At 58.3% G+C, this 25,157-nt stretch carries 26 protein-coding genes; 14 read left to right on the forward strand and 12 right to left on the reverse strand.

The features are described 5' to 3' along the window. The first annotated feature begins 38 nt into the window (after positions 1-38). The gene (locus tag AC2FND_RS04735; protein ID WP_480484769.1) at positions 39-1,055 is read left to right on the forward strand and encodes a DNA-directed RNA polymerase subunit alpha; all 1,017 of its coding nucleotides are present in this window, start codon (positions 39-41) and stop codon (positions 1,053-1,055) included. Between the two features lie 118 nt (positions 1,056-1,173). Next, positions 1,174-1,596, forward strand: a complete 423-nt coding sequence (gene rplQ, locus AC2FND_RS04740) for a 50S ribosomal protein L17 (protein ID WP_170687292.1) — start codon at positions 1,174-1,176, stop codon at positions 1,594-1,596. 80 nt (positions 1,597-1,676) lie between these two features. On the opposite strand, the gene AC2FND_RS04745 is transcribed toward rplQ, so the two are convergent. After that, positions 1,677-2,621 carry a TAXI family TRAP transporter solute-binding subunit gene (locus AC2FND_RS04745; protein WP_496768211.1) on the reverse strand — a complete coding sequence of 315 codons (945 nt, stop codon included), beginning with the start codon at positions 2,619-2,621 and terminating at the stop codon, positions 1,677-1,679. Positions 2,622-2,795: 174 nt separating this feature from the next. On the opposite strand from AC2FND_RS04745, the gene AC2FND_RS04750 reads away from it, so the two are divergent. The 9 genes from AC2FND_RS04750 (at position 2,796) to AC2FND_RS04790 (ending at position 12,836) form a co-directional block, all read left to right on the forward strand. After that, positions 2,796-4,184: a trypsin-like peptidase domain-containing protein gene (locus AC2FND_RS04750; protein ID WP_496768213.1), complete on the forward strand. Its 1,389-nt coding sequence runs from the start codon at positions 2,796-2,798 to the stop codon at positions 4,182-4,184. Between the two features lie 3 nt (positions 4,185-4,187). After that, entirely contained in the window at positions 4,188-5,498 is a 1,311-nt protein-coding gene (locus AC2FND_RS04755) for a replication-associated recombination protein A (protein WP_496768215.1), read from the forward strand. 186 nt (positions 5,499-5,684) lie between these two features. Continuing rightward, positions 5,685-6,728: an RluA family pseudouridine synthase gene (locus AC2FND_RS04760; RefSeq protein WP_209505873.1), complete on the forward strand. Its 1,044-nt coding sequence runs from the start codon at positions 5,685-5,687 to the stop codon at positions 6,726-6,728. Beyond that, complete coding sequence (locus AC2FND_RS04765) at positions 6,725-7,396, forward strand: HAD-IA family hydrolase (RefSeq protein WP_209505876.1); 672 nt, start codon at positions 6,725-6,727, stop codon at positions 7,394-7,396. Before AC2FND_RS04760 ends, AC2FND_RS04765 begins: the two co-directional genes overlap by 4 nt. Before the next feature lie 3 nt (positions 7,397-7,399). Beyond that, a complete protein-coding gene (locus AC2FND_RS04770) occupies positions 7,400-8,107 on the forward strand; it encodes an ATP12 family chaperone protein (RefSeq protein ID WP_496768217.1) in 708 nt (235 codons plus the stop codon). 205 nt (positions 8,108-8,312) lie between these two features. Continuing rightward, on the forward strand, positions 8,313-9,329 hold the full coding sequence (locus AC2FND_RS04775) for an amino acid ABC transporter substrate-binding protein (RefSeq protein WP_209598866.1): 1,017 nt from the start codon (positions 8,313-8,315) through the stop codon (positions 9,327-9,329). A gap of 128 nt (positions 9,330-9,457) precedes the next feature. Further along, positions 9,458-10,726: an amino acid ABC transporter permease gene (locus AC2FND_RS04780; protein WP_209505881.1), complete on the forward strand. Its 1,269-nt coding sequence runs from the start codon at positions 9,458-9,460 to the stop codon at positions 10,724-10,726. Between the two features lies 1 nt (position 10,727). Then, a complete protein-coding gene (locus tag AC2FND_RS04785; RefSeq protein ID WP_496768219.1) occupies positions 10,728-12,032 on the forward strand; it encodes an amino acid ABC transporter permease in 1,305 nt (434 codons plus the stop codon). A gap of 12 nt (positions 12,033-12,044) precedes the next feature. Further along, entirely contained in the window at positions 12,045-12,836 is a 792-nt protein-coding gene (locus AC2FND_RS04790) for an amino acid ABC transporter ATP-binding protein (RefSeq protein WP_280922443.1), read from the forward strand. A gap of 5 nt (positions 12,837-12,841) precedes the next feature. Here AC2FND_RS04790 and AC2FND_RS04795 read toward each other — a convergent pair whose 3' ends face one another. The 8 genes from AC2FND_RS04795 to ttcA all read right to left on the reverse strand — a co-directional run bounded on the left by AC2FND_RS04795 (position 12,842) and on the right by ttcA (position 20,842). Further along, entirely contained in the window at positions 12,842-13,378 is a 537-nt protein-coding gene (locus AC2FND_RS04795; protein WP_496768222.1) for a SixA phosphatase family protein, read from the reverse strand. Continuing rightward, complete coding sequence (locus AC2FND_RS04800) at positions 13,375-14,061, reverse strand: ferredoxin (protein WP_496768224.1); 687 nt, start codon at positions 14,059-14,061, stop codon at positions 13,375-13,377. Before AC2FND_RS04800 ends, AC2FND_RS04795 begins: the two co-directional genes overlap by 4 nt. A gap of 22 nt (positions 14,062-14,083) precedes the next feature. Beyond that, on the reverse strand, positions 14,084-14,947 hold the full coding sequence (argB, locus tag AC2FND_RS04805; protein WP_496768226.1) for an acetylglutamate kinase: 864 nt from the start codon (positions 14,945-14,947) through the stop codon (positions 14,084-14,086). 60 nt (positions 14,948-15,007) lie between these two features. Continuing rightward, a complete protein-coding gene (gene yihA, locus AC2FND_RS04810; RefSeq protein ID WP_480547311.1) occupies positions 15,008-15,661 on the reverse strand; it encodes a ribosome biogenesis GTP-binding protein YihA/YsxC in 654 nt (217 codons plus the stop codon). After that, positions 15,658-16,395, reverse strand: coding sequence for an MOSC domain-containing protein (locus AC2FND_RS04815; RefSeq protein WP_496768227.1), 738 nt, complete (start codon positions 16,393-16,395; stop codon positions 15,658-15,660). The genes yihA and AC2FND_RS04815 overlap by 4 nt, the downstream gene beginning before the upstream one ends. Further along, positions 16,392-18,221: a membrane protein insertase YidC gene (yidC, locus tag AC2FND_RS04820; RefSeq protein WP_496768229.1), complete on the reverse strand. Its 1,830-nt coding sequence runs from the start codon at positions 18,219-18,221 to the stop codon at positions 16,392-16,394. The genes AC2FND_RS04815 and yidC overlap by 4 nt, the downstream gene beginning before the upstream one ends. A 126-nt stretch (positions 18,222-18,347) precedes the next feature. Then, positions 18,348-19,904, reverse strand: a complete 1,557-nt coding sequence (locus tag AC2FND_RS04825) for a putative bifunctional diguanylate cyclase/phosphodiesterase (protein ID WP_496768231.1) — start codon at positions 19,902-19,904, stop codon at positions 18,348-18,350. Positions 19,905-19,948: 44 nt separating this feature from the next. Beyond that, positions 19,949-20,842 (reverse strand): tRNA 2-thiocytidine(32) synthetase TtcA, encoded by an 894-nt coding sequence (gene ttcA, locus AC2FND_RS04830; RefSeq protein ID WP_496768232.1) that lies wholly within the window; start codon positions 20,840-20,842, stop codon positions 19,949-19,951. A 114-nt stretch (positions 20,843-20,956) separates the two neighbouring features. Here ttcA and AC2FND_RS04835 point away from each other — a divergent pair, with 114 nt between their 5' ends. Further along, entirely contained in the window at positions 20,957-21,892 is a 936-nt protein-coding gene (locus AC2FND_RS04835) for an alpha/beta fold hydrolase (RefSeq protein ID WP_496768234.1), read from the forward strand. On the opposite strand, the gene yidD is transcribed toward AC2FND_RS04835, so the two are convergent. The 3 genes from yidD to rpmH are packed head-to-tail and all read right to left on the reverse strand — an operon-like array spanning position 21,889 to position 22,705. Further along, entirely contained in the window at positions 21,889-22,122 is a 234-nt protein-coding gene (yidD, locus tag AC2FND_RS04840) for a membrane protein insertion efficiency factor YidD (RefSeq protein WP_209598859.1), read from the reverse strand. The two genes, AC2FND_RS04835 and yidD, sit on opposite strands and share 4 nt — an antisense overlap. After that, positions 22,119-22,544 (reverse strand): ribonuclease P protein component, encoded by a 426-nt coding sequence (rnpA, locus tag AC2FND_RS04845; protein ID WP_209598858.1) that lies wholly within the window; start codon positions 22,542-22,544, stop codon positions 22,119-22,121. Before rnpA ends, yidD begins: the two co-directional genes overlap by 4 nt. A 26-nt stretch (positions 22,545-22,570) precedes the next feature. Next, complete coding sequence (rpmH, locus tag AC2FND_RS04850; protein ID WP_005980833.1) at positions 22,571-22,705, reverse strand: 50S ribosomal protein L34; 135 nt, start codon at positions 22,703-22,705, stop codon at positions 22,571-22,573. Positions 22,706-23,001: 296 nt separating this feature from the next. On the opposite strand from rpmH, the gene AC2FND_RS04855 reads away from it, so the two are divergent. After that, entirely contained in the window at positions 23,002-23,733 is a 732-nt protein-coding gene (locus AC2FND_RS04855) for a TVP38/TMEM64 family protein (protein WP_496768236.1), read from the forward strand. 3 nt (positions 23,734-23,736) lie between these two features. Beyond that, positions 23,737-25,155, forward strand: coding sequence for a dihydrolipoyl dehydrogenase family protein (locus AC2FND_RS04860; RefSeq protein WP_496768237.1), 1,419 nt, complete (start codon positions 23,737-23,739; stop codon positions 25,153-25,155). Positions 25,156-25,157: the final 2 nt, after the last annotated feature.

The raw sequence follows: 25,157 nt of genomic DNA on the forward strand, positions 1-25,157 counted from the left end.
TGTTGGTCATGGGGCGCGGGCAGGAATGGAGGGATTACATGATCCACAAGAATTGGGCAGAATTGATCAAGCCGACCCAGCTGGAAGCCAAGCCGGGCAACGACCCTGCGCGTCAGGCGACACTGGTTGCCGAACCGCTGGAACGTGGTTTTGGTCTGACCCTGGGCAACGCCCTGCGTCGCGTCCTGATGAGCTCGCTGCAAGGCGCGGCCATCACCAGCGTCCAGATCGACAACGTCCTGCACGAGTTCTCGAGCGTGGCGGGTGTGCGTGAAGACGTCACCGACATCATCCTGAACCTCAAGCAGGTTTCCCTGCGCATGGAAGTCGAAGGCCCCAAGCGCCTGTCGATCAATGCCAAAGGTCCGGCAATCGTTACGGCTGGTGACATCAGCGAAAGCGCAGGTATCGAGGTTCTGAACCGCGATCACGTCATCTGTCACCTGGATGACGGCGCCGACCTGTTCATGGAGCTGACCGTCAACACCGGCAAGGGTTACGTTTCGGCTGAAAAGAACAAGCCGGAAGATGCGCCCATCGGTCTGATCCCGATCGACGCGATCTATTCGCCGGTCAAGAAAGTCGCCTATGACGTGCAGCCGACCCGCGAAGGTCAGGTTCTGGACTATGACAAGCTGACCCTGAAGATCGACACCGACGGTTCGATCACCCCCGATGACGCACTGGCCTATGCCGCGCGCATCCTGCAGGATCAGCTGTCGATCTTCGTCAACTTCGACGAGCCGGAATCGGCAAACCGTCAGGACGAAGACGATGGTCTGGAGTTCAACCCGCTGCTGCTTAAGAAAGTGGACGAGCTGGAACTGTCGGTCCGTTCGGCAAACTGCCTGAAGAACGACAACATCGTCTATATCGGCGACCTGATCCAGAAGACCGAAGCCGAGATGCTGCGCACCCCGAACTTCGGCCGCAAGTCGCTGAACGAGATCAAAGAAGTGCTGTCCGGCATGGGTCTGCACCTCGGCATGGATGTCGAGGACTGGCCGCCCGACAACATCGAAGATCTGGCGAAGAAATTCGAAGACGCGTTCTAAGCGCGTCTTCCCAAATGCCCGGGATACCGGGGAATGCACGGGCAATCATGCCCCAAGGAGAGCCCCTGACACGCATCGGGGGCCAGACAAAGCAAAACGCGAAAGAAGGAACTAGAAAATGCGTCACGCACGTGGTTACCGCCGCCTGAACCGTACACATGAGCACCGCAAGGCGCTGTTTGCGAACATGGCTGGCTCGCTCATCGAACATGAGCAGATCAAGACAACTCTGCCCAAGGCAAAAGAACTGCGCCCGATCGTTGAAAAACTGATCACCCTGGGCAAGCGCGGCGACCTGCACGCCCGTCGTCAGGCCGCAGCACAGCTGAAAGAAGACAAAGACGTCGCCAAGCTGTTCGAAGTTCTGGGCCCCCGCTATGCCGAGCGTCAGGGCGGTTATGTCCGCATCCTGAAGGCCGGCTTCCGCTATGGCGACATGGCCCCGATGGCGATTATCGAATTCGTGGATCGTGACGTCGACGCCAAAGGCGCGGCCGACAAAGCCCGCGTTGCCGCCGAAGAGGCCGCAGACGAAGAATAAGAAAGCCCTGCTTTCATGTAAAAAAACCCCCGTGTCCCGGACGCGGGGGTTTTTCTTTTGGCAAGTGCCGAACAACAAATCTATTTCAACCAGCCCTGTTCCCGGTAGTACCGGGCCGCACCCGGATGCAACGGTGCCGGTAAGCTACCCTTGATCATGTCGGATGGCTGCAACCCGTTCAGGGCCGGGTGTTTGCCTGCCAACTGAGGCAGGTTCTCAAACGTGAATTTGACGAAAGCATAAACATCCTCATCAGAAACGCCGGCATTGCTCAGCAATGTGGCCTTATAGCCAAACGTTCTGGTCGCGGATGCCACACCTTTATAAGTGTTCGCGGGAATCGTCACTTTGCTGAGTGTATCGGATTTGGAAACCAGACGGTTGATTTCGCTTCCGGAAACCTCAACCAGTTGAATCGGACAGGTCTGCGCTGTCTTTTGAATCGAAGCTGACGGATGGCCGACCACGTTGGCAATGGCGTCGATGTCTCCGGAACAAAGAGCCTTTCGTAGCTGCGTCACCTCGCGCGCTTTGACGGTACGAAATGCCGAGACATCCCAGGTCTGTTCATAGGGGAGTTGCCGAGCAAGGTAGGACGCAGAGCCCCCCAGCCGGACACGTTTTCCATCCAGGTCTTTGATGGAACTAATCCCGGAGCCCTTGCGCGCCACAATGGTCATGGGTTCGCTGTGGATCGCAAACAATGAGCGCAGAGATGGGTCCGGGCCTTTGTTTTCGAAATAGCCTGCCCCCGCCAGCGCGTCCTTGGCCCAGTCGGACCGCACCACGACGATGTCGAACTTGCCACGTCGCAGCTTGGGCAGATTTTCTTTCGGACCATCTGTAGGCCGCGCGCTGCATTTGTAACCACTCGTGCCTTGGGCAAATGACTTGCACAGCAGATTGCCAACACTGAAGTAGTAACCGCTTTTACCGCCTGTCCCCATGGTCAGTTTGGTATCCGCTTGTGCCATTGATGCAGTCAGCCCAAGGCTTGCGGCGAGGATCAGGGTTAATATTTGCAATTTCTTTGGCCGTTTCAGGCAAATTCTCTTGGGCACAATCTGTCCGTTCTTCTTGGTGATTTCGGGCGGACAATTCCAACCCGACCATCCCAAGTCAACGCGCAAGTGGCCGCATCGCGCTTGCAATCCTGCCTGATGCCTCGCATATCCGATGGGCGGGTAATCGACGGAAAGATGATGCGGAAAATCTTGTGCTCTTTGCTGTTGGCCACTCTGGCCGTTTCAGCACATGCCGAAACCAAAGTTCCCACATCGCAGGCCGAAATCAGCCTTGGGTTTGCGCCGGTGGTGAAACAGGCCTCACCGGCGGTGGTGAATATCTATGCCAAGATCGTGCGGCAGGGGCGGGCGAACCCGTTTTTCTCGGACCCGTTTTTTGAGGACTTCTTTGGCCGCGGTTTTAACGAACCGCGCCAACGGGTGCAGAACTCGCTGGGTTCGGGCGTGATCCTGTCTGAGGACGGCTATGTGGTGTCCAACTATCATGTGGTCGGCATGGCAACCGAAATCCGGGTGGTGACGACGGATCGGCGTGAGTTTTCAGCTCAGGTGGTGCTGGGCGACAAGGAAAGCGACATTGCTATCCTGCGGCTGGAACAGGCGCAAGACCTGCCCTACCTGACCCTGCGCGATTCCGATCAGGTCGAGGTTGGCGAACTGACCCTTGCCATCGGCAACCCGTTCGGGGTGGGGCAGACGGTGTCCTCTGGTATCATTTCGGGCTTGGCGCGCACAGGTACGGCGACAGGCAATGCACGCGGGTATTTCATTCAGACGGATGCGGCCATCAACCCGGGCAACTCTGGCGGTGCGTTGATTGATGTGAACGGGGACCTGATCGGGATCAACACGTCTATTCTGACACGCTCCGGCGGGTCGAATGGCATTGGTTTTGCCATCCCCGCAAATCTTGTGGCCGAGTTTCTGAAACAGGCGCAGCAGGGCAATGACAGTTTTGTCAGCCCCTGGGCAGGCATGACCGGTCAGCATATGAGCGCGGACATTGCTGAATCCCTTGGTCTTGACATTCCGCTGGGCGTTGTCATCTCGGACCTGCATGACCTTAGCCCTCTGCGCGAGGCGGGGCTCAAGGTGGGGGACGTCGTGACCCATGTGGACGGGGACGAAGTGAACTCACCCGCCGAGATGAAGTTTCGCATGTCCGTTGCAGGGGTGGGGGGAACCTCGGTTCTGACACGGCTGCGCGGCACCCAGAGCGAAGAGGTTGAGGTGGCGCTGATCAAAGCGCCCGAAGTCCCGGCAGCTGAAAAGACGACATTGGATGAAGACACTGTCCTGCCGGGGCTGGTGGTGTCCCGCGTCAACCCTGCGGTGATCTCCGATATGGGCTTGCCACTGTCCCAGACAGGTGTCGTTGTTGTTGATCCCGGCCCCTATGGTGGACGCGCGGGTTTGCGATCGGGGGATATTCTTGAAAGCATCAATTCCAATGACATCGAACGTCCTGGGGATGTGGAGAATGCGCTGACAGATCCGGGTCGTCGTGTGCAGATGGGTCTTCTGCGCGGTGGCCGGTCAGTCTCATTGCGGTTCCGGCTGTAACCCGTGAGCGATCTGTTCGATACCGGGCCAACGGAACCCACCGCTGCGCCACACCGTCCCCTGGCGGACCGGTTGCGCCCGCAGTCACTGACCGAGGTCATCGGTCAGGAACAGGTTCTTGGCCCGGATGCGCCGCTGGGGGTCATGCTGGCGTCAGGCAGTCTGTCCAGCCTGATCTTCTGGGGGCCGCCCGGTGTCGGCAAGACGACGATCGCACGGTTGCTGGCGCAGGAAACCGATCTGCATTTCGTTCAGATCAGTGCGATTTTCACCGGTGTGCCGGATTTGAAGAAGGTTTTCGAAGCGGCCAAGATCAGGCGTCAGAACGGGCAGGGGACCTTGCTGTTCGTGGACGAGATCCACCGTTTCAACAAGGCGCAGCAGGACGGTTTTCTGCCGCATATGGAGGACGGCACGATCCTTCTGGTCGGGGCCACGACCGAGAACCCGTCCTTTGAGCTGAACGCTGCGGTTCTCAGCCGGTCGCAGGTTCTGGTGCTGGAACGGCTTGGTCTTTCCGATCTTGAACGCCTGACCCAGCGTGCCGAAAAAGAGCTGGACCGCGCGTTGCCGTTGACACCCGCAGCCCGCGATGCGTTGCAGGAAATGGCCGATGGTGACGGGCGGGCGTTGCTGAACCTGATCGAACAGGTCTCGGCCTGGAAGGTGGATGCGCCACTGGACACGGACGCGCTGTCGACGCGGCTGATGCGGCGGGCGGCGAAATATGACAAGTCGGGCGATGAACATTACAACTTGATTTCAGCCCTGCACAAATCGGTACGCGGGTCCGACCCGGACGCGGCGCTGTACTGGTTCGCGCGAATGCTGACAGGGGGCGAAGACCCGCGCTATCTGGCGCGTCGGATCACACGGATGGCGGTTGAGGATATCGGCCTGGCCGACCCGCAGGCACAGGCCATCTGCCTGCAATCCTGGGAAACGTATGAGCGGCTCGGCTCCCCCGAAGGTGAGCTGGCGCTGGCGCAGGCGTTGGTCTATCTGGCCCTGGCCCCGAAATCCAACGGTGCTTATGTCGGCTATAAGGCAGCGATGCGGCTGGCCAGGCAATCGGGCAGCGAGCCACCGCCCAAACATATCCTGAATGCCCCTACATCAATGATGAAGGATCAGGGATATGGTGCCGGCTATGCGTATGACCATGACGCCGAAGACGGGTTTTCCGGTCAGAACTATTTCCCTGAAACGATGAAACGCCCGGTTCTGTATCAACCGGTCGAGCGTGGGTTCGAGCGTGAGCTGAAAAAGCGCCTCGATTACTTCGCCAAGCTTCGGACCCAGCGCAACAGCTAGGCTGGCTGGGAATGTATTGATCGTGCCGAGAAGTGGCGGGCGGTGCTGAGCCCCCTCGAACGCCAAAGGTTCCTGTCTGATACCTTGACTCTTGCCGCATTGCGCGCGAGAGACCCCCATGATTTCTGGGACACGGACAAAGACACAATCCGGGCGGATCACCCGCGCGGCGCAAGGGGCAATGGCATGAGTGGCGTACAGATGATTACAGTCGCTGAAGGGGACGGCGATCAGCGTGTGGACCGCTGGTTGCGCCGCCTGTTCCCGCATGTCAGCCAGGGCCGCATCGAAAAGATGTGCCGCAAGGGAGAACTGCGTGTGGATGGCAGCCGGGCCAAGGCCTCGACCCGATTGGAGGTCGGTCAGGTGGTTCGTGTGCCGCCGTTGCCGGGGCCTGATCACAAACCGGTTGAGGTCAAGCATCGTATCTCGGATGCGGATGCCAAGATGATCCAGTCCTGCGTGATCTACCGTGATGATCACATTCTGGCCCTGAACAAACCGCAGGGCCTGCCGGTACAGGGCGGCAGCGGGCAGACCCGGCATGTCGACAGCCTGTCCGAGGCGTTGCGGTTTGGGTATGACGAAAACCCGCGTCTGGTTCACCGCCTGGACAAGGACACGTCAGGAGTTCTGCTGCTGGCCCGCACGCGCGAAGCGGCAAAGGGGCTGACAGCCGCTTTCCGTCACCGCGATACACGCAAGATTTACTGGGCGCTGGTTGCAGGTGTTCCCACGCCATATCTGGGTGAAATCAAGACGGGACTTGTGAAAGCAGCTGGTCATGGCGCGCATGGCGAGGGTGAAAAGATGATCCCCGTCCATATGAACGAGATCGACAGCACCCCCGGTGCGAAACGGGCGCATACACATTATGCGACCCTCTACCGGGTGGCCGGGCGCGCCGCTTGGGTGGCGATGGAGCCAATCACGGGCCGCACCCACCAACTGCGCGCGCATATGGCAGCGATCGGGCATCCGATCATCGGCGACGGCAAATACGGTGGCTCGGGGCAGGAAAACCTGGGTGATGGCTGGGGCGCGCAACTGGGTGGGATCATCAGCAAAAAGCTGCATTTGCACGCGCGGCGACTGTCATTCCTGCATCCGATAACGCGCAAACCTGTGACCGTGACCGCGCCCTTGCCGGAACATATGAAACACAGCTGGGACACCTTCGGCTGGACCGAAGATCTGGCCGCAGACGACCCGTTTGAGGCGCTGCAATGAGCGCACCCCTGCGGCTGGTTCTGTTTGATGTCGATGGCACTCTGGTCGACAGTCAGGGCAGTATCGTTCACGCCATGACCACCAGCTTTCAGGCGGCGTCGGTACCTGTACCGACGCGAGAGGTGATCCTGTCCATTGTCGGGCTGTCCCTGCCACATGCCATCGCACGATTGGTTCCGGACCAACCTTCCTCGGTCCAGAACGATCTCGTTGAAGGGTACAAGGAAGCTTATCACGCGCATCGCTTGGATTTGGGCGCTGCCAGCTCTCCGCTCTATCCCGGCGCGCGAGAGGCAATTGAAGCCTTGCACGCCGTACCCGAAGTGCTTCTTGGGGTGGCAACCGGCAAATCCCAGCGCGGGCTTGATGCGTTGATCGAAGTGCATGGGCTTGAGCGCTACTTCGTCACCCGGCAGGTCGCCGACCACCATCCGTCGAAGCCGCATCCGTCCATGGTGCAGGCCGCGTTGGCCGAGACCGGTGTCGAACCCGACTGCGCGGTGATGGTCGGCGATACAAGCTATGACATGGACATGGCCGCCGCTGCCGGGGTGCGCGGCATCGGCGTGGCATGGGGATACCATGATCGGTCTGCTTTGACCTCGGCCACCTGCATGATTGAGACCTTTGACCAGTTGCCCACTGCGCTGGCCGGGATATGGAACTGAAACATGAGTGACTGGAAACCGAAACGCTTCTGGAAAGAAAGCCGGACCATCGATGTTGAAGGTGGGTTTACGGTTGAACTGGATGGCCGCCGCGTCAAGACCCCTGCCAAAGCAGCGTTGATCCTGCCGACCCGCGCCATGGCCGAAGCGGTTACAGCGGAATGGGATGCCCAGCAGAGTGAGGTAGATCCGACGACGATGCCATGCACCCGATCGGCGAATGCGGCAATCGACAAGGTTCGGTCCCAGCATGGGGAAGTTGCCGACATGCTTGCGGATTACGGCGATTCCGACCTGCTATGTTATCGGGCGACACACCCGTCAGAGTTGCAGGAACGTCAAAGCACCGAATGGGACCCGGTACTGGATTGGGCCGAGGTCGCACTGTCTGCTCGCTTGCGGCCAGTTATCGGTGTGCTGCACAAGCCGCAATCTGACGCAGCCCTGTCGGCGCTGCGTGCTCGCGTCCATGCGCTGGACGCGTTCCAACTGGCGGCGTTCCACGATCTGGTCAGCTTGTCGGGGTCATTGATTCTCGGGTTTGCAGCTGCCATGGATTGGCGCGAACCAGCCGAAATTTGGCGCATTTCGCGCCTGGACGAAACCTGGCAGGTCGAACAATGGGGTCACGATGACGAGGCCCATGCGGTTGCCGAAACGAAGAAAGCCGCATTTCTGCATGCTAAACGCTTCTTTGATATGTCGGTTTGATCCTTATTTTCCGATTTTTGGCCAAATGTTCAAATTGGTTGGGGTCTGATCCATCGTTTTCGATGATCCGACCCTTGACGTTTGTTTATGAATACGCCCAAACTCAGTGCCACTAAAGGGGAGACACCTTTGGAGTAACCTATCCGGCATCCACTTGCCGGGCAGAGCCGCCTCTGATGGGGCGGGAAATCAGGAAGAGGTAAAAATGAAAAAATCCGTAATCTTGGGCGCGGCAACGATTGCCGGTCTTGCTGCTGGCGCAGCCGTGGCAGGGACCGTTGACGACGTTAAAGCGCGCGGCAAGCTGAACTGTGGTGTGACCACCGGTCTGGTTGGCTTTGCTGCTCCTGACGCCAACGGCGAATGGCAGGGCTTTGACGTATCGCTGTGCCGCGCTGTCGCCGCAGCCGTTCTGGGCGACGCAAGCGCGGTAGAATTCGTTCCGACCACCGGTAAGACGCGTTTTACCGCTCTGGCCTCGGGCGAGATCGACATGCTGGCGCGTAACACCACCTGGACCTTCAGCCGCGACGTCGACCTGAAGTTCGAATTCACCGGTGTGAACTACTATGACGGTCAGGGCTTTATGGTTCCCAAGGCACTGGGCGTAAGCTCGGCCAAGGAACTGGACGGCGCAACCGTTTGTATCCAGACCGGTACCACAACCGAGCTGAACCTGGCGGACTTCTTCCGTTCGAACAACATCAGCTACGAACCGGTTCCGATCGAAACCAACGCCGAAGCACAGCAGCAGTATCTGGCTGGCGCATGTGACGTTTACACCACCGACGCTTCGGGTCTGGCGGCAACACGCGCCACATTCGAAAACCCCGGTGATCACATCCTGCTGCCCGAAATCATCTCGAAAGAGCCGCTGGGCCCGCTGGTCCGCCACGGCGACCACGAGTGGGGCGACGTTGTGCGCTGGACTCTGAACGCGCTGATCTCGGCTGAAGAGCTGGGCGTAACCTCGGCCAATATCGACGAACTGGCCGCTGGAACTGATAACCCGGAAATCAACCGCCTGCTGGGTACCGAAGGCACCCTGGGTGAAATGCTGGGTCTGGACGCTGACTGGGCAGCCAAGGCGATCAAAGCCGGTGGCAACTATGGCGAAGTGTTCGCCAAGAACATCGGTGAAGAAACCCCGATTGGTCTGGCACGCGGCCTGAACGCACAGTGGACCGAAGGCGGCCTGCTGTACTCGCCGCCGTTCCGCTAATATCGACGGAGAAGGGCGCAGGGCAACCTGCGCCCTTTTTCCATCCATAAGAATCACGCCCGTACGGTTTTGAGCAGGGATCAACTCTGCCGACATATTTACGGGATGCACGGGGATATACATAGGTCATGACGACTCTCACTGACCCGCCGAAGGAGCAGTTCCGGCTGTCCATGCTCCTTTATGATACGCGGTACCGATCTGCGACCATTCAGGTTATCGCAATGATTGGTTTTATGCTTCTGGCAGCCTGGATCATTTCCAATACCATCCAAAACCTCGAAGCCCTTGGGAAACCGGTTGAGTTCGGCTTTTTCGCAGAACCGGCCAGTTACGATATCAACCAACGCTTGCTTGAATACGATTCGCGCGACAGTCACTTGCGCGCCGCCTTTATCGGCTTGCTGAACACGCTGGTTGTGGCGGTTCTTGGTTGTATCACAGCAACTATAGTCGGTGTTTTGGTTGGTGTTCTGCGCCTGTCCAACAACTGGCTGGTTGCGCGGATCATGACCGTCTATGTCGAGATGTTCCGCAACGTACCTGTGTTGCTGTGGATCGTTCTGGCCATGGCCATTCTGATCGAAAGCCTGCCAGCACCAAGGGCGTTCCGCGGAGAAAACCCAGAAGCCACGATGAATCTGTTCGATTCGGTCGCGGTGACCAATCGCGGGATTTATGTCCCGGAATTCCTGTTTTCGCGCAGCCTGGGTGATATCCATATATTCGGGACTTCGAGCTTACGGTTCGATATCTCGCTGGACCTGATCGCCATTCTGATCGTGCTCGGCGGCAGCATCTTTGCGATGCGCAAGGTTTCCGCCTGGGCACAAGCCAAGCAAGAGGCATCCGGTGATCGTCCGACCATCTGGCACATCCAGCTGGGTATTCTGTTTGTGCCGATGATCGTCCTTCTCACCATCCTGGGGTTCCACCTTGGTTTCCCTGAGCTGAAAGGCTTCAACTTTACCGGCGGCACACATTTGCGTAACTCGCTGATCGCGCTGTGGCTGGCCTTGTCGCTTTACACGGCGGCCTTCATCGCCGAGATCGTTCGTGCGGGTATCCTGGCCATCTCGAAAGGCCAAACCGAAGCCGCATCGGCGCTGGGTCTGCGCCCGGGCCGGACCATGCGCCTTGTGATCCTGCCGCAGGCATTGCGGGTGATCATTCCGCCCATGATATCGAATTATCTGAACCTGACCAAGAACTCGTCACTGGCGATTGCGGTCGGATATATGGACATCACGGGGACCCTTGGCGGCATCACCATGAACCAAACCGGGCGCGAGCTGGAATGTGTTCTGCTGCTGATGCTGGTCTATCTGTCCATCTCGCTGAGTATCTCGGCGGTGATGAACTGGTACAACAACCGTGTAAAACTGGTGGAGCGGTAATATGAGTGATGTTTCATTTGTCCGCACGGAAATGCTGCCCGAGCAGGCACCGCCTGCTTCCGAGGTCGGTGCGCTGGGATGGGTCAAGCACAACCTGTTCTCAAGTTGGTTCAACACGATCCTGACGGTGGTTTCGCTCTACGCGATCTACTACGTGTTGTCAGGTGTTCTGCCATGGATTTTCCAGTCCGTGTGGAATGCAGACTCTCTCAACGAGTGCCGCGAGATCATGATGGCCACCTGGGGATCGACCCATGGGCACGCCTGCTGGGCGGTTATCAATGACCGCTGGTTACAGTTGCTGTTTGGCTTCTATCCAAGCCATCTGTACTGGAGACCGATCCTTGCGCTGGTTCTGTTGCTGGTCGCATTGGCGCCGGTTCTGTATTCGGATCGCGTCCCAACCAAGATGCTGATCTTTTCAGCAATCTATCCGTTCCTGATGCCTTTCCTGATGTGGGGCGGAACCATCTGGGGGCCAATCTCGGCCGCGCTTGGGTTTGTCGCCGGTTGGTTCGTATACTCGTTTCTCAGCAAACAGGTGAGCGAACTGGTGGGTATGATCGGTGCGGTTGTTGCCGCAGTGATCTGGTGGCTGGTGCTGTCCAGCTACTTCACGGTCGCGATGAGCTCGGTTCTGCCGATTGGCATCGAAGCGGTTGAAAGCCGTCAGTTCGGTGGTTTCATGCTGGCGATCCTGCTGGGCGTTGTGGCCATTGGTGTCTCACTTCCGATCGGAATCGTTCTGGCGCTGGGGCGTCAGTCCGACCTGCTGATCGTCAAATACCTGTGCGTGGGCTTTATCGAGTTCATTCGCGGTGTGCCGCTGATCACTTTGCTGTTCGTGGCGTCGCTGCTTCTGAACCTGTTCCTGCCACCGGGCACCAACTTTGACATCATCCTGCGGGTGATGATCATGATGACCCTGTTCTCGGCGGCCTACATGGCCGAGGTGATCCGGGGTGGTCTGGCTGCCCTGCCACGAGGTCAGTACGAAGGCGCCGACAGTTTGGGCCTGAACTACTGGCAGGCGCAGAGGCTGATCATCATGCCGCAAGCCCTGAAGATCTCAATTCCGGGCATCGTGAGCACATTCATCGGGATCTTCAAGGATACGACGCTGGTGTCGATTATCGGGTTGTTCGACGTGATCGGATTGGCTTCTGCTATCCGCGCCGACACGGCCTGGAACGGCATCTATTGGGAACTGTTCGCGTTCATCGCGTTCCTGTTCTTCATCGTCTGCTTCTCTATGTCCCGTTATTCCATGTATCTGGAGCGCAAGCTTCAGACTGGCCACCGTTAAGGAGTTCAACACATGTCTGAACTTGCAATTGACCGCGAAATCGACCGTTCCAAAATGCAGGTGAGCGACGAGGTCGCCATCGAAATCACCAACATGAACAAGTGGTACGGGTCCTTTCACGTGCTGCGCGACATCAATCTGACCGTCAATCAGGGCGAGCGGATTGTTATCGCGGGTCCGTCCGGGTCAGGGAAATCTACCCTGATCCGCTGCCTGAACGCGTTGGAGGAACACCAACAGGGCACGATCATCGTGGATGGGACCGAGCTGTCGAATGACCTCAAGAACATCGACAAGATCCGGTCCGAGGTTGGGATGGTGTTCCAGCACTTCAACCTGTTCCCGCACCTGACCATTCTGGAGAACTGCACGCTGGCCCCGATCTGGGTGCGCAAGACGCCCAAGAAAGAGGCCGAAGAGCGCGCGATGCATTTCCTGGAAAAGGTGAAAATCCCGGATCAGGCGCTGAAATACCCCGGACAGCTGTCCGGTGGTCAGCAGCAGCGTGTGGCGATCGCCCGCTCGCTGTGCATGATGCCGCGGATTATGTTGTTCGATGAACCGACATCGGCGTTGGACCCCGAGATGATCAAAGAGGTGCTCGACACCATGATCGAGCTTGCCGAGGAAGGCATGACCATGCTGTGCGTGACGCACGAGATGGGCTTTGCCCGTCAGGTCGCCAACCGCGTGATCTTTATGGATGCGGGCCAGATCGTGGAACAGAACGAACCGGAAGAGTTCTTCAATAATCCGAAAAGTGAGCGGACCAAACTGTTCCTCAGCCAGATTCTGGGACACTGAACGTATCAAGATGGTGGAAAGGCGGGGTTTTGCCCCGCCTTTTTCTGTTCCAGCAACTCACGCGCAGTGGTGAAGCCCAGCACGGTGCCCTTATGCCAGCGCACGTCTGACCAGCTGTCGGCGTCGAATTTCAGCACAGTGGTTGCACAAGTCGGATAGTCGAAAAAGCGCATGTGATCCGGCGGCCGTTGCACAAGGCGGTTGGCGAATTCGGCGATTCCGGGATTATGGCCCAACATCAACACAGTCGGTTCCGTGGCGCTTGCTAACTCGCGCAACTTGCCGTCCGCGTCGGCGTGGTAGAGCGATTTGTGAAAGCGGACCTTATCGGCCTTTAACCCCATCCGGGCCCATGTCTCGCGGGTGCGGGTTGACGTCGAGCTTAGCACTTCTTCCGGCAGCCAGCCGTTATCGCGCAGCCATGCACCAATGGCGGGGGCAGACCTGCGCCCACGCTTGTTCAGGGGGCGTTCATGGTCGCCAAGTCCCGGATTGTCCCAGCTGGATTTGGCGTGACGCGTCAGGATCAGGGTGCGGGTCATGACGGGTGAAAAGCCATCATATGATGGGCTGATTGTTCGGGATCGCGCCCTGCGCCAGCGCTGAGCGGGCAAGCGAGGCGGGCCAGACAGCCGCCCGTCATGCAGGACTGCCCCTTAGCGGTATCAAGATGGTTGTGGCAGGCTGCGATGTCATAGAAGTTTTGCGCGTTCAGCGCGCCGACAGGGCAGGCCGTCGTGCACGGCGCGGCGCAGGTGTCACAGGGGGAAACGCCGGACGCCTCGGGGATGGCAAGCTCATGGGCGAAATGCAGTGCGCCGCGATATGAGATCATCATGCCGACCGTGTCATGTGCCAAGGCCCCCACCGGGCTGCTGAAAGTGCGTCCCGATTTCAGGGCCCAGTCGATGAATGGCGCATAGGGCGGACCACCAAAGGGGAAATAGGCCTGTGCACCGAACGCATGCGCCATCTGGCCGACGGTTCTGGTTGACCAGCGGTCTACTGGATCAGGCCCCCGCCATTCCGGCGAGGCTTTCAGAGCAGGCCAGAAATCAGGACCCGCGCCCAGCAAGATCAGAGTGCCAGTGTCAAGTTGCCGGGCTGCCACGCGATGAGGATGCAGCGCGCCCATGACAATCAACCCCGCCTGACGCGCCGCATGTTCTACGCGGCCATAGATTTCCGCATCTGGAACTGAGGAAGGTTGCGCAAGGTCTGTCATCTTCCCTCGGCTGTTGCTGCGATCAGTCTGGCCGTATCAGCGACCCGGCGCCATGTTCCGTGAACAGTTCAAGCAGAACCGCATTTGGCGCGCGCCCGTCAAGTATCACGACGGCCCGAACGCCGCTGTGCAGGGCATCGAGGGCAGTTTCGGTCTTGGGGATCATACCGCCCGCGATGGTGCCTTCGCGGGTCATCTCGCGGATCTGGCCGGCTTTCAGCTCGGTCACCACATCGCCCGCCGCGTTCTTGACGCCCGAGACATCAGTCAGCAACAAAAGGCGGTCTGCTTTCAAGGCCGAGGCTATCGCCCCGGCAGCCGTATCGCCGTTCACGTTGAACGTTTCACCCTCACGGCCCGCGCCCAGAGGCGCGATAACCGGGATCACATCATGTGAGAACAAATCATGCAGGATTTTCGGGTTCATGTCGGAAGGGGTGCCGACATAACCCAGCGACACATCCGTCTGGTCGCAGATCATCAGGTTTGCATCCTTGCCCGACAAACCCACGGCCGAGCCGCCCTGACCATTGATCGCCTGAACGATCCGCTTGTTCACCAGGCCAGACAGAACCATCTCGACAACTTCGACGGTTGCCGTGTCGGTCACGCGCTTGCCGTTCACAAAGTCGGACTGGATATCCAGCTTGTCCAGCATCGCGTTGATCATTGGACCACCGCCATGCACAACAACCGGGTTCACGCCGACCTGCCGCATCAAGACGACATCGCGGGCAAAGCTCTCCATCGCCTCGTCACTGCCCATGGCATGCCCGCCCAGCTTTATGACGACGATGGCCCCATCATAGCGCTGCAGATAGGGCAATGCGCTGTTCAGGGTTGCTGCGGTGGCGATCCAGTCCCGGTTCATGTCACGTGTCTTCATTGCTAAGGTCCCTCTGACCGTCCGTGTTAGGGCCTTTGCACCGCGCTGCCAAGGGCGAAGCTATTCCAGATGCGCAATGATCGAGCGCAGGGTCGGAATCCCGTCGCCTTTTTCGGACGAGGTCAGGACGATTTCCGGGAATGCTGCGGGATGTTTGGACAAAGCCGCACGGGTTTGTTCCAGAACCTTCTCGCGCTCGTTGGCCTTGACCTTGTCGGCCTTGGTGAGAACGCATTGAAAGGTCACGGCACTGGTATCCAGCAACTTCATGATTTCAGCGTCGACCGGTTTAACCCCGTGGCGCGCATCAATCAGGACAAAGGCACGGCGCAGCGTCTGACGACCGCTCAGGTATTGCTTGAGAAGCTTCTGCCATTTTTCCACCACGTTAACCGGTGCATTGGCATACCCATAGCCCGGCAGGTCCACCAGATAGAGGTCTGGGCCTTGCGTGAAGAAGTTGATTTCTTGCGTACGGCCCGGTGTGTTCGAGGCACGCGCCAGCCCCTTTGTTCCGGTTAGCGCATTGATCAGGCTGGATTTGCCGACATTCGAGCGCCCGGCAAAGCAAACCTCCAGCCGGTCAGGGGCGGGCAGACCGGTCATGGCGACCACGCCTTTGACAAATTCAGACGGGCCGGCAAACAGCTTGCGACCGCGTTCTTTGGCGAAGTCATCCGGCTCTTCGGCCAGCGGAAACGGAAGCGTGGTCATAGCACCTCCAGCGTATCATTCAGGCGGATTTCACCACCCTGAATGACTTCTGCATAGACACCGAAATCCTGATGATCCCAGCTGTTCAGCGCGCCCAGAGTATCCGCGTCGCGTTCGCCGGTTTCCGGATTTGCGGTGGTGGCCAGACAGCGTACGATACGCTCGCGCACCCGGAGCACGGTTTCGCCAATGTGAAGGTCTCGGCCCAGCCAGTTGAATTCATCCCACTCAGGCAGGCCTTCGAACCAGATGTTCCCGCGCCATCGCGCCGCAGACAAAGACTGGCCCAGCTTTTGTTCAACAGCGCGATGAGACGCCATGTTGCACAGGCTGATTGACGGGAAATCGGTATCGGTCATACCGCGCCCGGGCACCCGGACAATTCGGGTGGACGCAGCGCGATCCGAGGGCATAAGCGGCTTTACCCAATCCAGGAAAACCGATTGCTCCGTGTCGGGGTGAAAGCTCAGGTCCGGGCGGTCCGGATGGCGCAAAGTGACCTGCTCGCCGTCCAGTTTCGCCCAGATCGCCATCAGCTTGGGGGCTTTTGAACCGCGGCTGAAATTCACACACGGGGCCCATTCCGTCCCGTCGGTCTTGGCCGCTTCATGGGCAACCGCCCAAACGCGATCCCCGGGCATGGTCTGCCCGGGGTTGAGGGTAATCAGGCTCAGGGCTTCACGCCCATGGCTTTTGATCGGGTGACGCCAAAGGCCTGAAACTGTTCCGCTCATTTCTTGTCCGTGTTCGGCAATCGCTTAAAGCCGGATTTGATGTTTCCGAACACATCCGGCGTATAGCCCTGACTGCGCATGATCAGATATTGCTGCGTAAAGGTAATCGTGTTGTTCGCAATCCAGTACACGACCAGACCGCTCGCAAAGCCGCCCAGCATGAACATGAAGACCCAGGGCATCCACGCGAAGATCATCGCTTGTGTGGCATCGGTTGGTGCCGGGTTCAGTTTCTGTTGCAGCCACATCGAGATCCCCAGCAGCAACGGCAGAATACCGATAAAGATCAGCGCCATCAGGGTGTCCGGCTGCGGGCCAGCCCAGGGCAGCAAGCCAAAGAGGTTCATGATCGAGGTCGGGTCAGGTGCGCTCAGGTCCTTGAACGGGCCAAACCACGGTGCCTGACGCAGTTCGATTGTTACGAAGATCACCTTGTACAGTGAAAAGAAGATCGGGATCTGCAACAGGATCGGCAAACAACCGGCAGCGGGGTTCACCTTTTCCTTCTTGTACAGCTCCATCATGCCCTGCTGCATCTTTTGGCGGTCGTCGCCTGCAGCTTCCTTCAGAGCTTCCATCTGCGGTTGCAGTTCCTTCATCTTCGCCATCGAGACGTAGGACTTGAAGGCCAGCGGGAACAGTATTGCCTTGATGATCAGTGTCAGGCCGATAATGGACCAACCCATATTGCCGATCAGCGCATGAATGTTGTGTAGCAGCCAGAAAATCGGCTTGGTCAGGAAAAAGAACCAGCCCCAGTCGATGCTGTCGATGAATTTCTGCACACCGTCAGCCTGGTATTCGCGGATGGTCTCCCACTCTTTTGCACCGGCAAACAGCTGGGTTGTCACCTGCTCGGTCGCACCCGGTGCTACAGTCAGCGTCGGCAACACCGTTTCTGTCTGGTAAATCTTACGACGCGAGTCGTATTTAGCTGCCGCCTTGAACGCAGAACCGGGTTCCGGAATCAGGGTGGTCATCCAGAAGTGATCGGTGAAACCGATCCAGCCGTTGTCCTTGACCTGGTATACCTCGGCCTGCGCGCGCTCGTCCGCATCGATATCAAAATCACGAACGTCGCCATAATCCACTTCGGTCAGAGTGCCATCGGCCATACCGATCACACCCTCGTGCAGAATGAAGAAGTTTTTCAGGCCGGGCAGGTCACCGTCTTCGCCGATGCCGTGGCGCGCAAGAATGCCGTAAGGGGCCAATCCAACTTCAGTTCCGGTCGCGTTTTCGACAGATTGCGTGACCGTGAACATGTAGTTGTCGTCCACCGCGATGGTGCGGCGGAACGTCAGTCCGTTGCCGTTTTCCCAGACCAATGTCACAGGTGTGTCAACACCCAGGGTTCCGCCCTGCTCAAGCGCCCAAATCGTATTTGGTCCGGGAACATCGGTACCGGTCAGGCCCGCGCCAGGGGCCCAGCCATAGAGGGCGTAATAGGCGGATTGCGATCCGACTGGCGACAACAACTCGACAATCGGAGAATCCTCGGCCAGCGAGACCTTGTAGTCTTTCAATGACAGCTCGTCGATCCGACCGCCAGCAAGGGACAGGCTGCCGGTCAGGCGGGGCGTGTCGATATTGATGCGGGGCGCCTCGGCATCGGGTTCAGCTTCGGTGGCGGCCGCAGTTGCCTCTCCGACAGTGCTTGTGTCCGCTGCGCTGGGCGTCTGAACCTCACTGCCTTCGACGCTGGTTATTTCAGCCTGATCCGGCGTTGTCGTCTGTTCCGGAGGGGGGAACAGCACGAACCAGACCAGGATCACGAGAAAGCTGAGCGCGGTTGCGAGGATAAGGTTCTTGTTCTGATCGTCCATCGGGGACAGCCACCTTGAGCAGTGAAAGACACCCGCAGGGTTCAACAGAGTGCAGACCCAAAGGTCAAGCGGAATCGCCCGTCATTTCGTCACGGAGGGGTCTTCTTTGTCACGATTTCCGGTTCCCTACTGCGTTTGTCGCCCGATTTTGGGAACACCGTCGACCTTGTTGCGGTAAGACGTGATCCAATCCTTGGTTTTTTCGAATGGCATGGGTTTGCCAATGCCAAACCCCTGAACATGATCGCAACCCAGTTGGGCCATCAGCGCGTGCTCACCCGGCGTTTCGACACCTTCGGCCAGAGTTTCCAGATGCAAACGTTCTGCCATCATCAGAATGGCGCTGGCAAGCTGTTGCTGGCTTGGGTCCAGATCTGCTTTGGCAACAAATGACCTGTCGATCTTGATGCGCGATACGTTGAACCGTTTGATAGAGCCGATCGAGGCATGTCCTGTCCCGAAATCGTCCAGATCAATACAGCACCCCATTGCCGCAAGCCCGGTAACATTGCGGGTGATGACATCGTCGGGCCGTCTGGAGAACACGGTTTCCAACACCTCGACCGCCAGCCTGTCGGGGGTCAGATCGAATTGATCCAGTTCCCATTTCAGACGGTCGATCAGGCCCGGATTACGCAGTTCGTCAGATGAAAAGTTTATCCCAATGCGCGGCACAGACAGCATGGACCGATCCCAATCGCGCATTGCAGAGAAGGAATGATGCCGCATGGCCTGCCCCAGCCGGTCCATCAGTTCGGCCTGTTCGGCAAAGGGCAGGAACACATTGGGGGCAAGAACCCCTTTCTTCGGATGTTCCCAGCGGGCCAGAGCCTCAAACCCGCTGATACGCCCGGTATCGGTTGAGATCTGGGGTTGAAACCACGGGCGGATCTCACCGCTGTCCAGCGCCGCTTCGAATTCTTTGCGCAAGTTGATCCTGACCTGCGCCCGTCTGCGCGTCTGTGAGGAAAAAGCGCGAATCGTGGATGGCCCGTTTTGTTGTGCCTCCAAAAGGGCGTTGTTTGCGGCTTCCTGCCAATCGACCGCAGAGCCGTCAGTGATACTGCTGCTCAAGCAAAAGCCAATCGAACAGGACATATACACGCCGGTGCCGTTCAACATGATGGGGTCTTCAACGGCGTTTTGCATACGGCCCGACATCTGAATACAAGCTTCAAGATCCAGTTGCCGTGCCGGGTGCAGAACAACCATCATCCTGTTTCCGCCCATCCGGGTTGCGCAATCATTGGAGCGGATCATGTACAAAACGCGTGAGCAGAACTGCTGTGCAACGTGGTTCGCCGCCGCCTGTCCGTGCAGATCAAGCAATTGCGTAAAGTCATCCAGAACCACCGCGAAGCAGGCCGAGTTTTCCCCCTTCAGGCGGGCATCCGCAAATACCTCTTCCAAAACTGTTTCGAACTGGTCCTTTGACAGCAGACCGCCGGGACGCCAAAGCCCTTTACGCGACGGATTGGCTGCGAACGCATTGATGCCTGCGACGATCAGAGGCAAGCACAGGGCCAGTACGACCAGGGCCTGCTCGCCCCCAATCCAGAATGCACTCAGGCAAAGCGCCGGAACAAAGGCCAGCGTGGCTGGGCCGCCCAGAACGGTTTTCAACGAATGGACAAAACGGTCGGTAAGGGGATGGTTCCGCATCAGCTTTCTGGCCTTGGGCATGATCTGCACAAGGCAAAGCCTATGAAACCAGTCTGAGTCAGTCGTTAACGCAGAAGCGGAATCTTATCCAAATCTCCGGATTTTCCGTCGGAGTTTAGTGAAAGGTTAATGAAATCAAACAGCTTTCCATCCAGAAGGTGCGATGGCCGCGCATTTGTTAACGCTCGGAACATAACCTGTCTCCGACCCGGGCTGTTCTTTTCCCATTGATCCAGAATCTGTTTGACCTGCTGGCGCTGCAACCCATCCTGACTGCCGCACAGGTCACAGGGAATGATCGGGTATTGCATTGCCTTGGCAAATTTCTCGCAATCGGCTTCGGCGACATGGGCGAGCGGGCGGAATACGAAAAGATCGCCTTCTTCGTTCACCAGTTTCGGCGGCATCGTGGCCAGGCGGCCGCCGTGGAACAGGTTCATGAAAAACGTCTCAAGGATATCGTCGCGGTGGTGCCCCAGGACGACCGCCGAGCATCCCTCCTCGCGCGCGATGCGATAGAGGTTGCCACGGCGCAAACGGGAACACAGGGCGCAATAGGTCCGGCCCTGTGGGATTTTGTCCATCACAACGGAATATGTGTCCTGATATTCGATCCGATGCGGTACGTCCATTCGACCCAGAAACTCGGGCAGGACCGTGGCCGGAAAGCCCGGCTGGCCCTGATCCAGATTGCAGGCCAGCAGATCGACAGGCAACAGGCCCCGCCACTTGAGCTCGTAGAGAACGGCCAGCAATGTATAGCTGTCCTTGCCGCCAGAAAGACAGACCAGCCAGCGAGGTGGCTTGCCATCCTTGTCGTGGGCGGACGGATCCACCATCCCGTATTGCTCGATCGCTTCACGGGTCTGGCGCACAATACGTTTACGCAGCTTCTTGAACTCGGTTGTCGAGGGCGCGCCGGCAAACAGCGGGTGGATATCGTCTGCATCATCAAACATGCGCCGTGGTTACAGCGGACCGAAGGCCCGGGCAAGGCGTAGAAGCAGGATCAACCGCATTTGGAGAGTAGTTACACCCGTGTTACCCTGCGCGTATTTTTCAGGAGGTATTTTATGGACTATTTCTTTTCCGTCCGCGCCCGCAGCGGCGATCACTATTCAAACAAGATGGGCGCCGCGCGATATCTGGCTATTCCAGGAAATGTCGGGCAACCGGCGCGGCAGCATGAAATACCGCAATCTCAATGGATAAGCCGGATTCAGGCCGAAGCCGGGGCGACGGCTACCGAGAACGGGCATTTTGTCGTCTTCGTGCACGGGTTCAATACCGAGCAATACCAGATGCTGGAACGTCACCGCAAAATACGCACCGGTCTTGAGGCGCATGGTTTTAACGGTGTGGTCATCAGTTATGACTGGCCAAGCGATGGATCGGTTCTGGGCTACAATGTTGACCGGGCTGACGCGCGGCGTGCGGCAGAGAAATTGTTCAGTCACGGGATCACGCGGCTGTCCCGGATGCAGACCACGGATTGCCGGTACAACGTCCATGTTCTGGCGCATTCCATGGGCACGTTCTTGGTGCGCGAAGCCATGGATTATGCAGATGACGACCACGAAACCGCGCAACACAGCTGGATGACCAGCCAGATCGCGTTTGTCGCGGCGGATGTGTCCGCGAAATCGTTCCGTGACGGCAGTTCCAAGACGTCCTCTCTGATGCGACGTTGTACAAGGCTGACATGCTATTACAGCCCCTTTGACGAGGTATTGTCGATTTCAGAGGTCAAGCGTGTCGGGGTATCGCGCCGACTGGGCCGTGTCGGAATGCCAAACGACCGGCCTGAGAAAGCGGTTAATCTGTATTGCGGGTCTTATTTTAAAAATACCCGCGATGAATATGGGGATGGGCCATCGGCGACACACAACTGGTATTTCGATTCGCCCCGGTTTTTCGAAGACCTGCACCATACGTTGATGGGGAAACTGGACCGAGAGGTCATTCCGACCCGCAGCTTCACCGACCGCGGCAACCTGGCGTTGACTTAAGGGTCGGCATTGTCGGGCACCGGATCGTAACCGTCACCGCCCCAGGGGTGGCACCGGCAAATCCGGTGCGCAGCCAGCCACGATCCCCGGATCGCGCCATGTTTTTCCAATGCTTCCAGTGCATAGGCCGAGCATGTGGGCTGATAGCGGCAGTTGAAACCAACCCAGGGGCTGAAAATCAGCCGGTACGCGCGAACGGGCAGGGCGACGATATGGGACAGAAAGGTCATTTGCGATCCGCATGCACTTTGCGAAGCGCATACCGCAAGTCGCTCAGCAGGACGTCATAAGGAAGATCGGCGGTTACATCAGCCCGCCCGATCAGCACATAGTCCCAACCTTCAAGACCATACACAGGCAAGACGGCCCGTGCGACTTCTCTCAGGCGGCGCTTGGCACGATTGCGGGCCACGGCGTTGCCGACTTTCTTTGAGCAGGTAAAGCCAACGCGCAGCCCCACCGCTTCATCCGGAGCGCGTCTGCGGGCCTGCACCATCATCGAAGACGTTCCCTGCCTGCGCGCGCGGGCGGCTTTCAGGAAATCGGCTCTTTTTTTCAGGATCGTCAGGGATGTGGGTAGACAAACAGAAGCCGCCGGGGGCGTATTCCCGGGGTGGTTCTTACCATCCTCAGGGGCCTCCGGCGGCGTCATGTTCATACCCTGATCGGTGGGCGGTTTTACGCGCTCAGCGATTTGCGGCCGCGGGCGCGGCGTGCGTTCAGGATCTTGCGGCCGGCTTTGGTGGCCATGCGCGCGCGGAAACCGTGGCGGCGTTTGCGAACCAGGTTCGAAGGCTGATAGGTGCGTTTCATCGCTCCGTCTCCAATCTATAGCGGTCGGGTGCGGCGCGGATTCGCCTGGCCCTAGTGTTCGAAGCCCGTCCTCTACTGCCAAGCGAAGTGTAAGTCAAACCCCAACGGTCCGGTTTTCGCGGCTTTTGCAACAATTCTGTAAACCGGATGCAGAAAAGATTTCAAATCGGTCGATTATCGTCTGAAACTGTCACGTTCGCGGCCACATAGATCAAGGCCCCGTGAACCCCCTGTTGCCAAAAGCGCAAGCAGCGCATGTTGGGCGTAAGATGAAGCAAGAAGAACCGGAAGGCCAGATGTCCGAAACAAGCCACGCTCCACGAAACGGGTTGGCGCGTCATATCCCGTTGCTGGTGATTCTCGGTGTCGCTGCGGTGGGGTTTTTCACGCTGGGTGATTACCTGACTTTCGAAACCCTGCGCGACAACCGCGAAGCGTTGCTGGCGTGGCGGGACGCCAACTATTGGGCCATGGTGGCCGGGTTCGTTGCCGTCTATATCGTAATCGTCGCGTTTTCGCTGCCCGGTGCTGCTGTCGCCTCGATGACCGGCGGGTTCCTGTTTGGACTGTTTGCCGGAACGGTGTTCAATGTATTTTCGGCCACTATTGGCGCATCGGCCATCTTTTTGGCCGCCCGCTGGGGGTTGGGCAATGCTTTGACGGCCCGGCTGGATGCTTCAAAGGGGACGATTGGGAAGCTGAAAGACAAGTTGCGCGAGAACGAAATCTCGGTGCTGTTCCTGCTGCGGCTTGTTCCGGTTGTGCCGTTCTTTGTGGCCAATCTGGTGCCTGCTCTGGTGGGCGTCAAATTTCGCAATTTTCTGATCACGACGGCGCTGGGCATTGTTCCGGGGGGTATCGTTTACACCTGGATCGGTGTTGGGCTGGGCGGTGTGTTCGACCGTGGCGAAACACCGGACGTTTCTTTGTTGTGGGAACCCTTCGTCATTGGCCCCATTGTCGGCTTGTGTGTGCTGGCTGCTTTGCCGATTGTCATCAAGTCCCTGCGTGGCGGAAAGGACGCCTGATCCATGCAACACCACAAGACAGATATCCTGGTCATTGGGGCCGGGTCCGGTGGGTTATCGGTTGCGGCCGGTGCCAGCCAGATGGGTGCGAAGGTGATCCTTCTGGAAGGGCACAAGATGGGCGGCGACTGTCTGAACTTCGGTTGTGTCCCGTCGAAAGCGCTGATTGCAAGTGGCAAAGCGGCCTTTGGTCAGGCGCATTCCGCCGCGTTTGGTGTGGCCGATGTAAACCCTCAGATCGACTATGCCGCTGCGAAGGATCATGTGCGGGATGTGATTTCCCAGATCGAACCGATGGACAGCCAGGAACGCTTCGAAGCTTTGGGTGTCATGGTGATCCGTGAATATGGCAGCTTTATCACCCCGACCAAGGTGCAGGCCGGAGATCATGTCATCACCGCACGCCGGATCGTGATTGCCACCGGGTCGTCGCCATTGGTTCCGCCAATCCCTGGTCTGGACACAGTGCACTATCAAACAAACGAAACCATCTTCGACCTGCGCGAGCGTCCGGAGCATCTGCTGATCATTGGCGGTGGTCCGGTTGGCATGGAAATGGCGCAGGCTCATGTCCGGTTGGGCAGCAAGGTGACAGTCGTTGAAGGGCAGAAGGCTTTGGGCAAAGACGATCCCGAGGCGGCGTCCGTGGTGCTGGAGGCTTTGCGCAGTGAAGGTGTTGATATCCACGAAAATGCCGTGGTGGCCCAGGTTCGCGGAAGAGAAGGTGTTGTGGAAATCGTGACCGAGAACGGTGATATTCACCGGGGCTCTCACCTTTTGATAGCCGCAGGGCGCAAAGCCAATATTGAGCGTCTGAACCTGGCCGCAGCGGGAATTGACCGCACCCGAACCGGAATCAAGACGGATGACAGCTTACGAACGTCAAACCGCCGGGTCTATGCGATTGGCGATGTCGTGGGGGGGCTGCAATTCACCCATGTTGCCGGGTATCATGCGGGTATCATCATTCGATCCGCCTTGTTCGGCCTGCCCTCCAGGGCGAAAACGGCGCATATCCCATGGGCAACGTTCACCGATCCTGAACTGGCGCAGGTTGGTCTGACCGAAGCTCAGGCCCGCGACCGGCATGGCGACAGGGTGGAGGTTGCGCGCTTTGATTATCACCACAATGACCGCGCTTTGGCCGAGCGCAAAACCAAAGGGTTCATCAAGGTCATGGTGGTGAAGGGCAGGCCCGTTGGTGCCACGATTGTGGGCCATCAGGCGGGCGAGTTGATCAACACGTGGTCACTGGCCTTGGCCAATAACCTGAAGATGGGGCAGATCGCTGCTATGGTTTCACCTTATCCAACGATCGGAGAGCTTAACAAACGCGTTGCCGGCGCTTATTTCTCTCCAAGGCTGTTTGAGAATCAGACAGTTAAACGTGTGGTCAGGTTCGTTCAGCGCTGGATTCCCTGACC

This window comes from Ruegeria sp. BHSB056, from assembly GCF_059613305.1.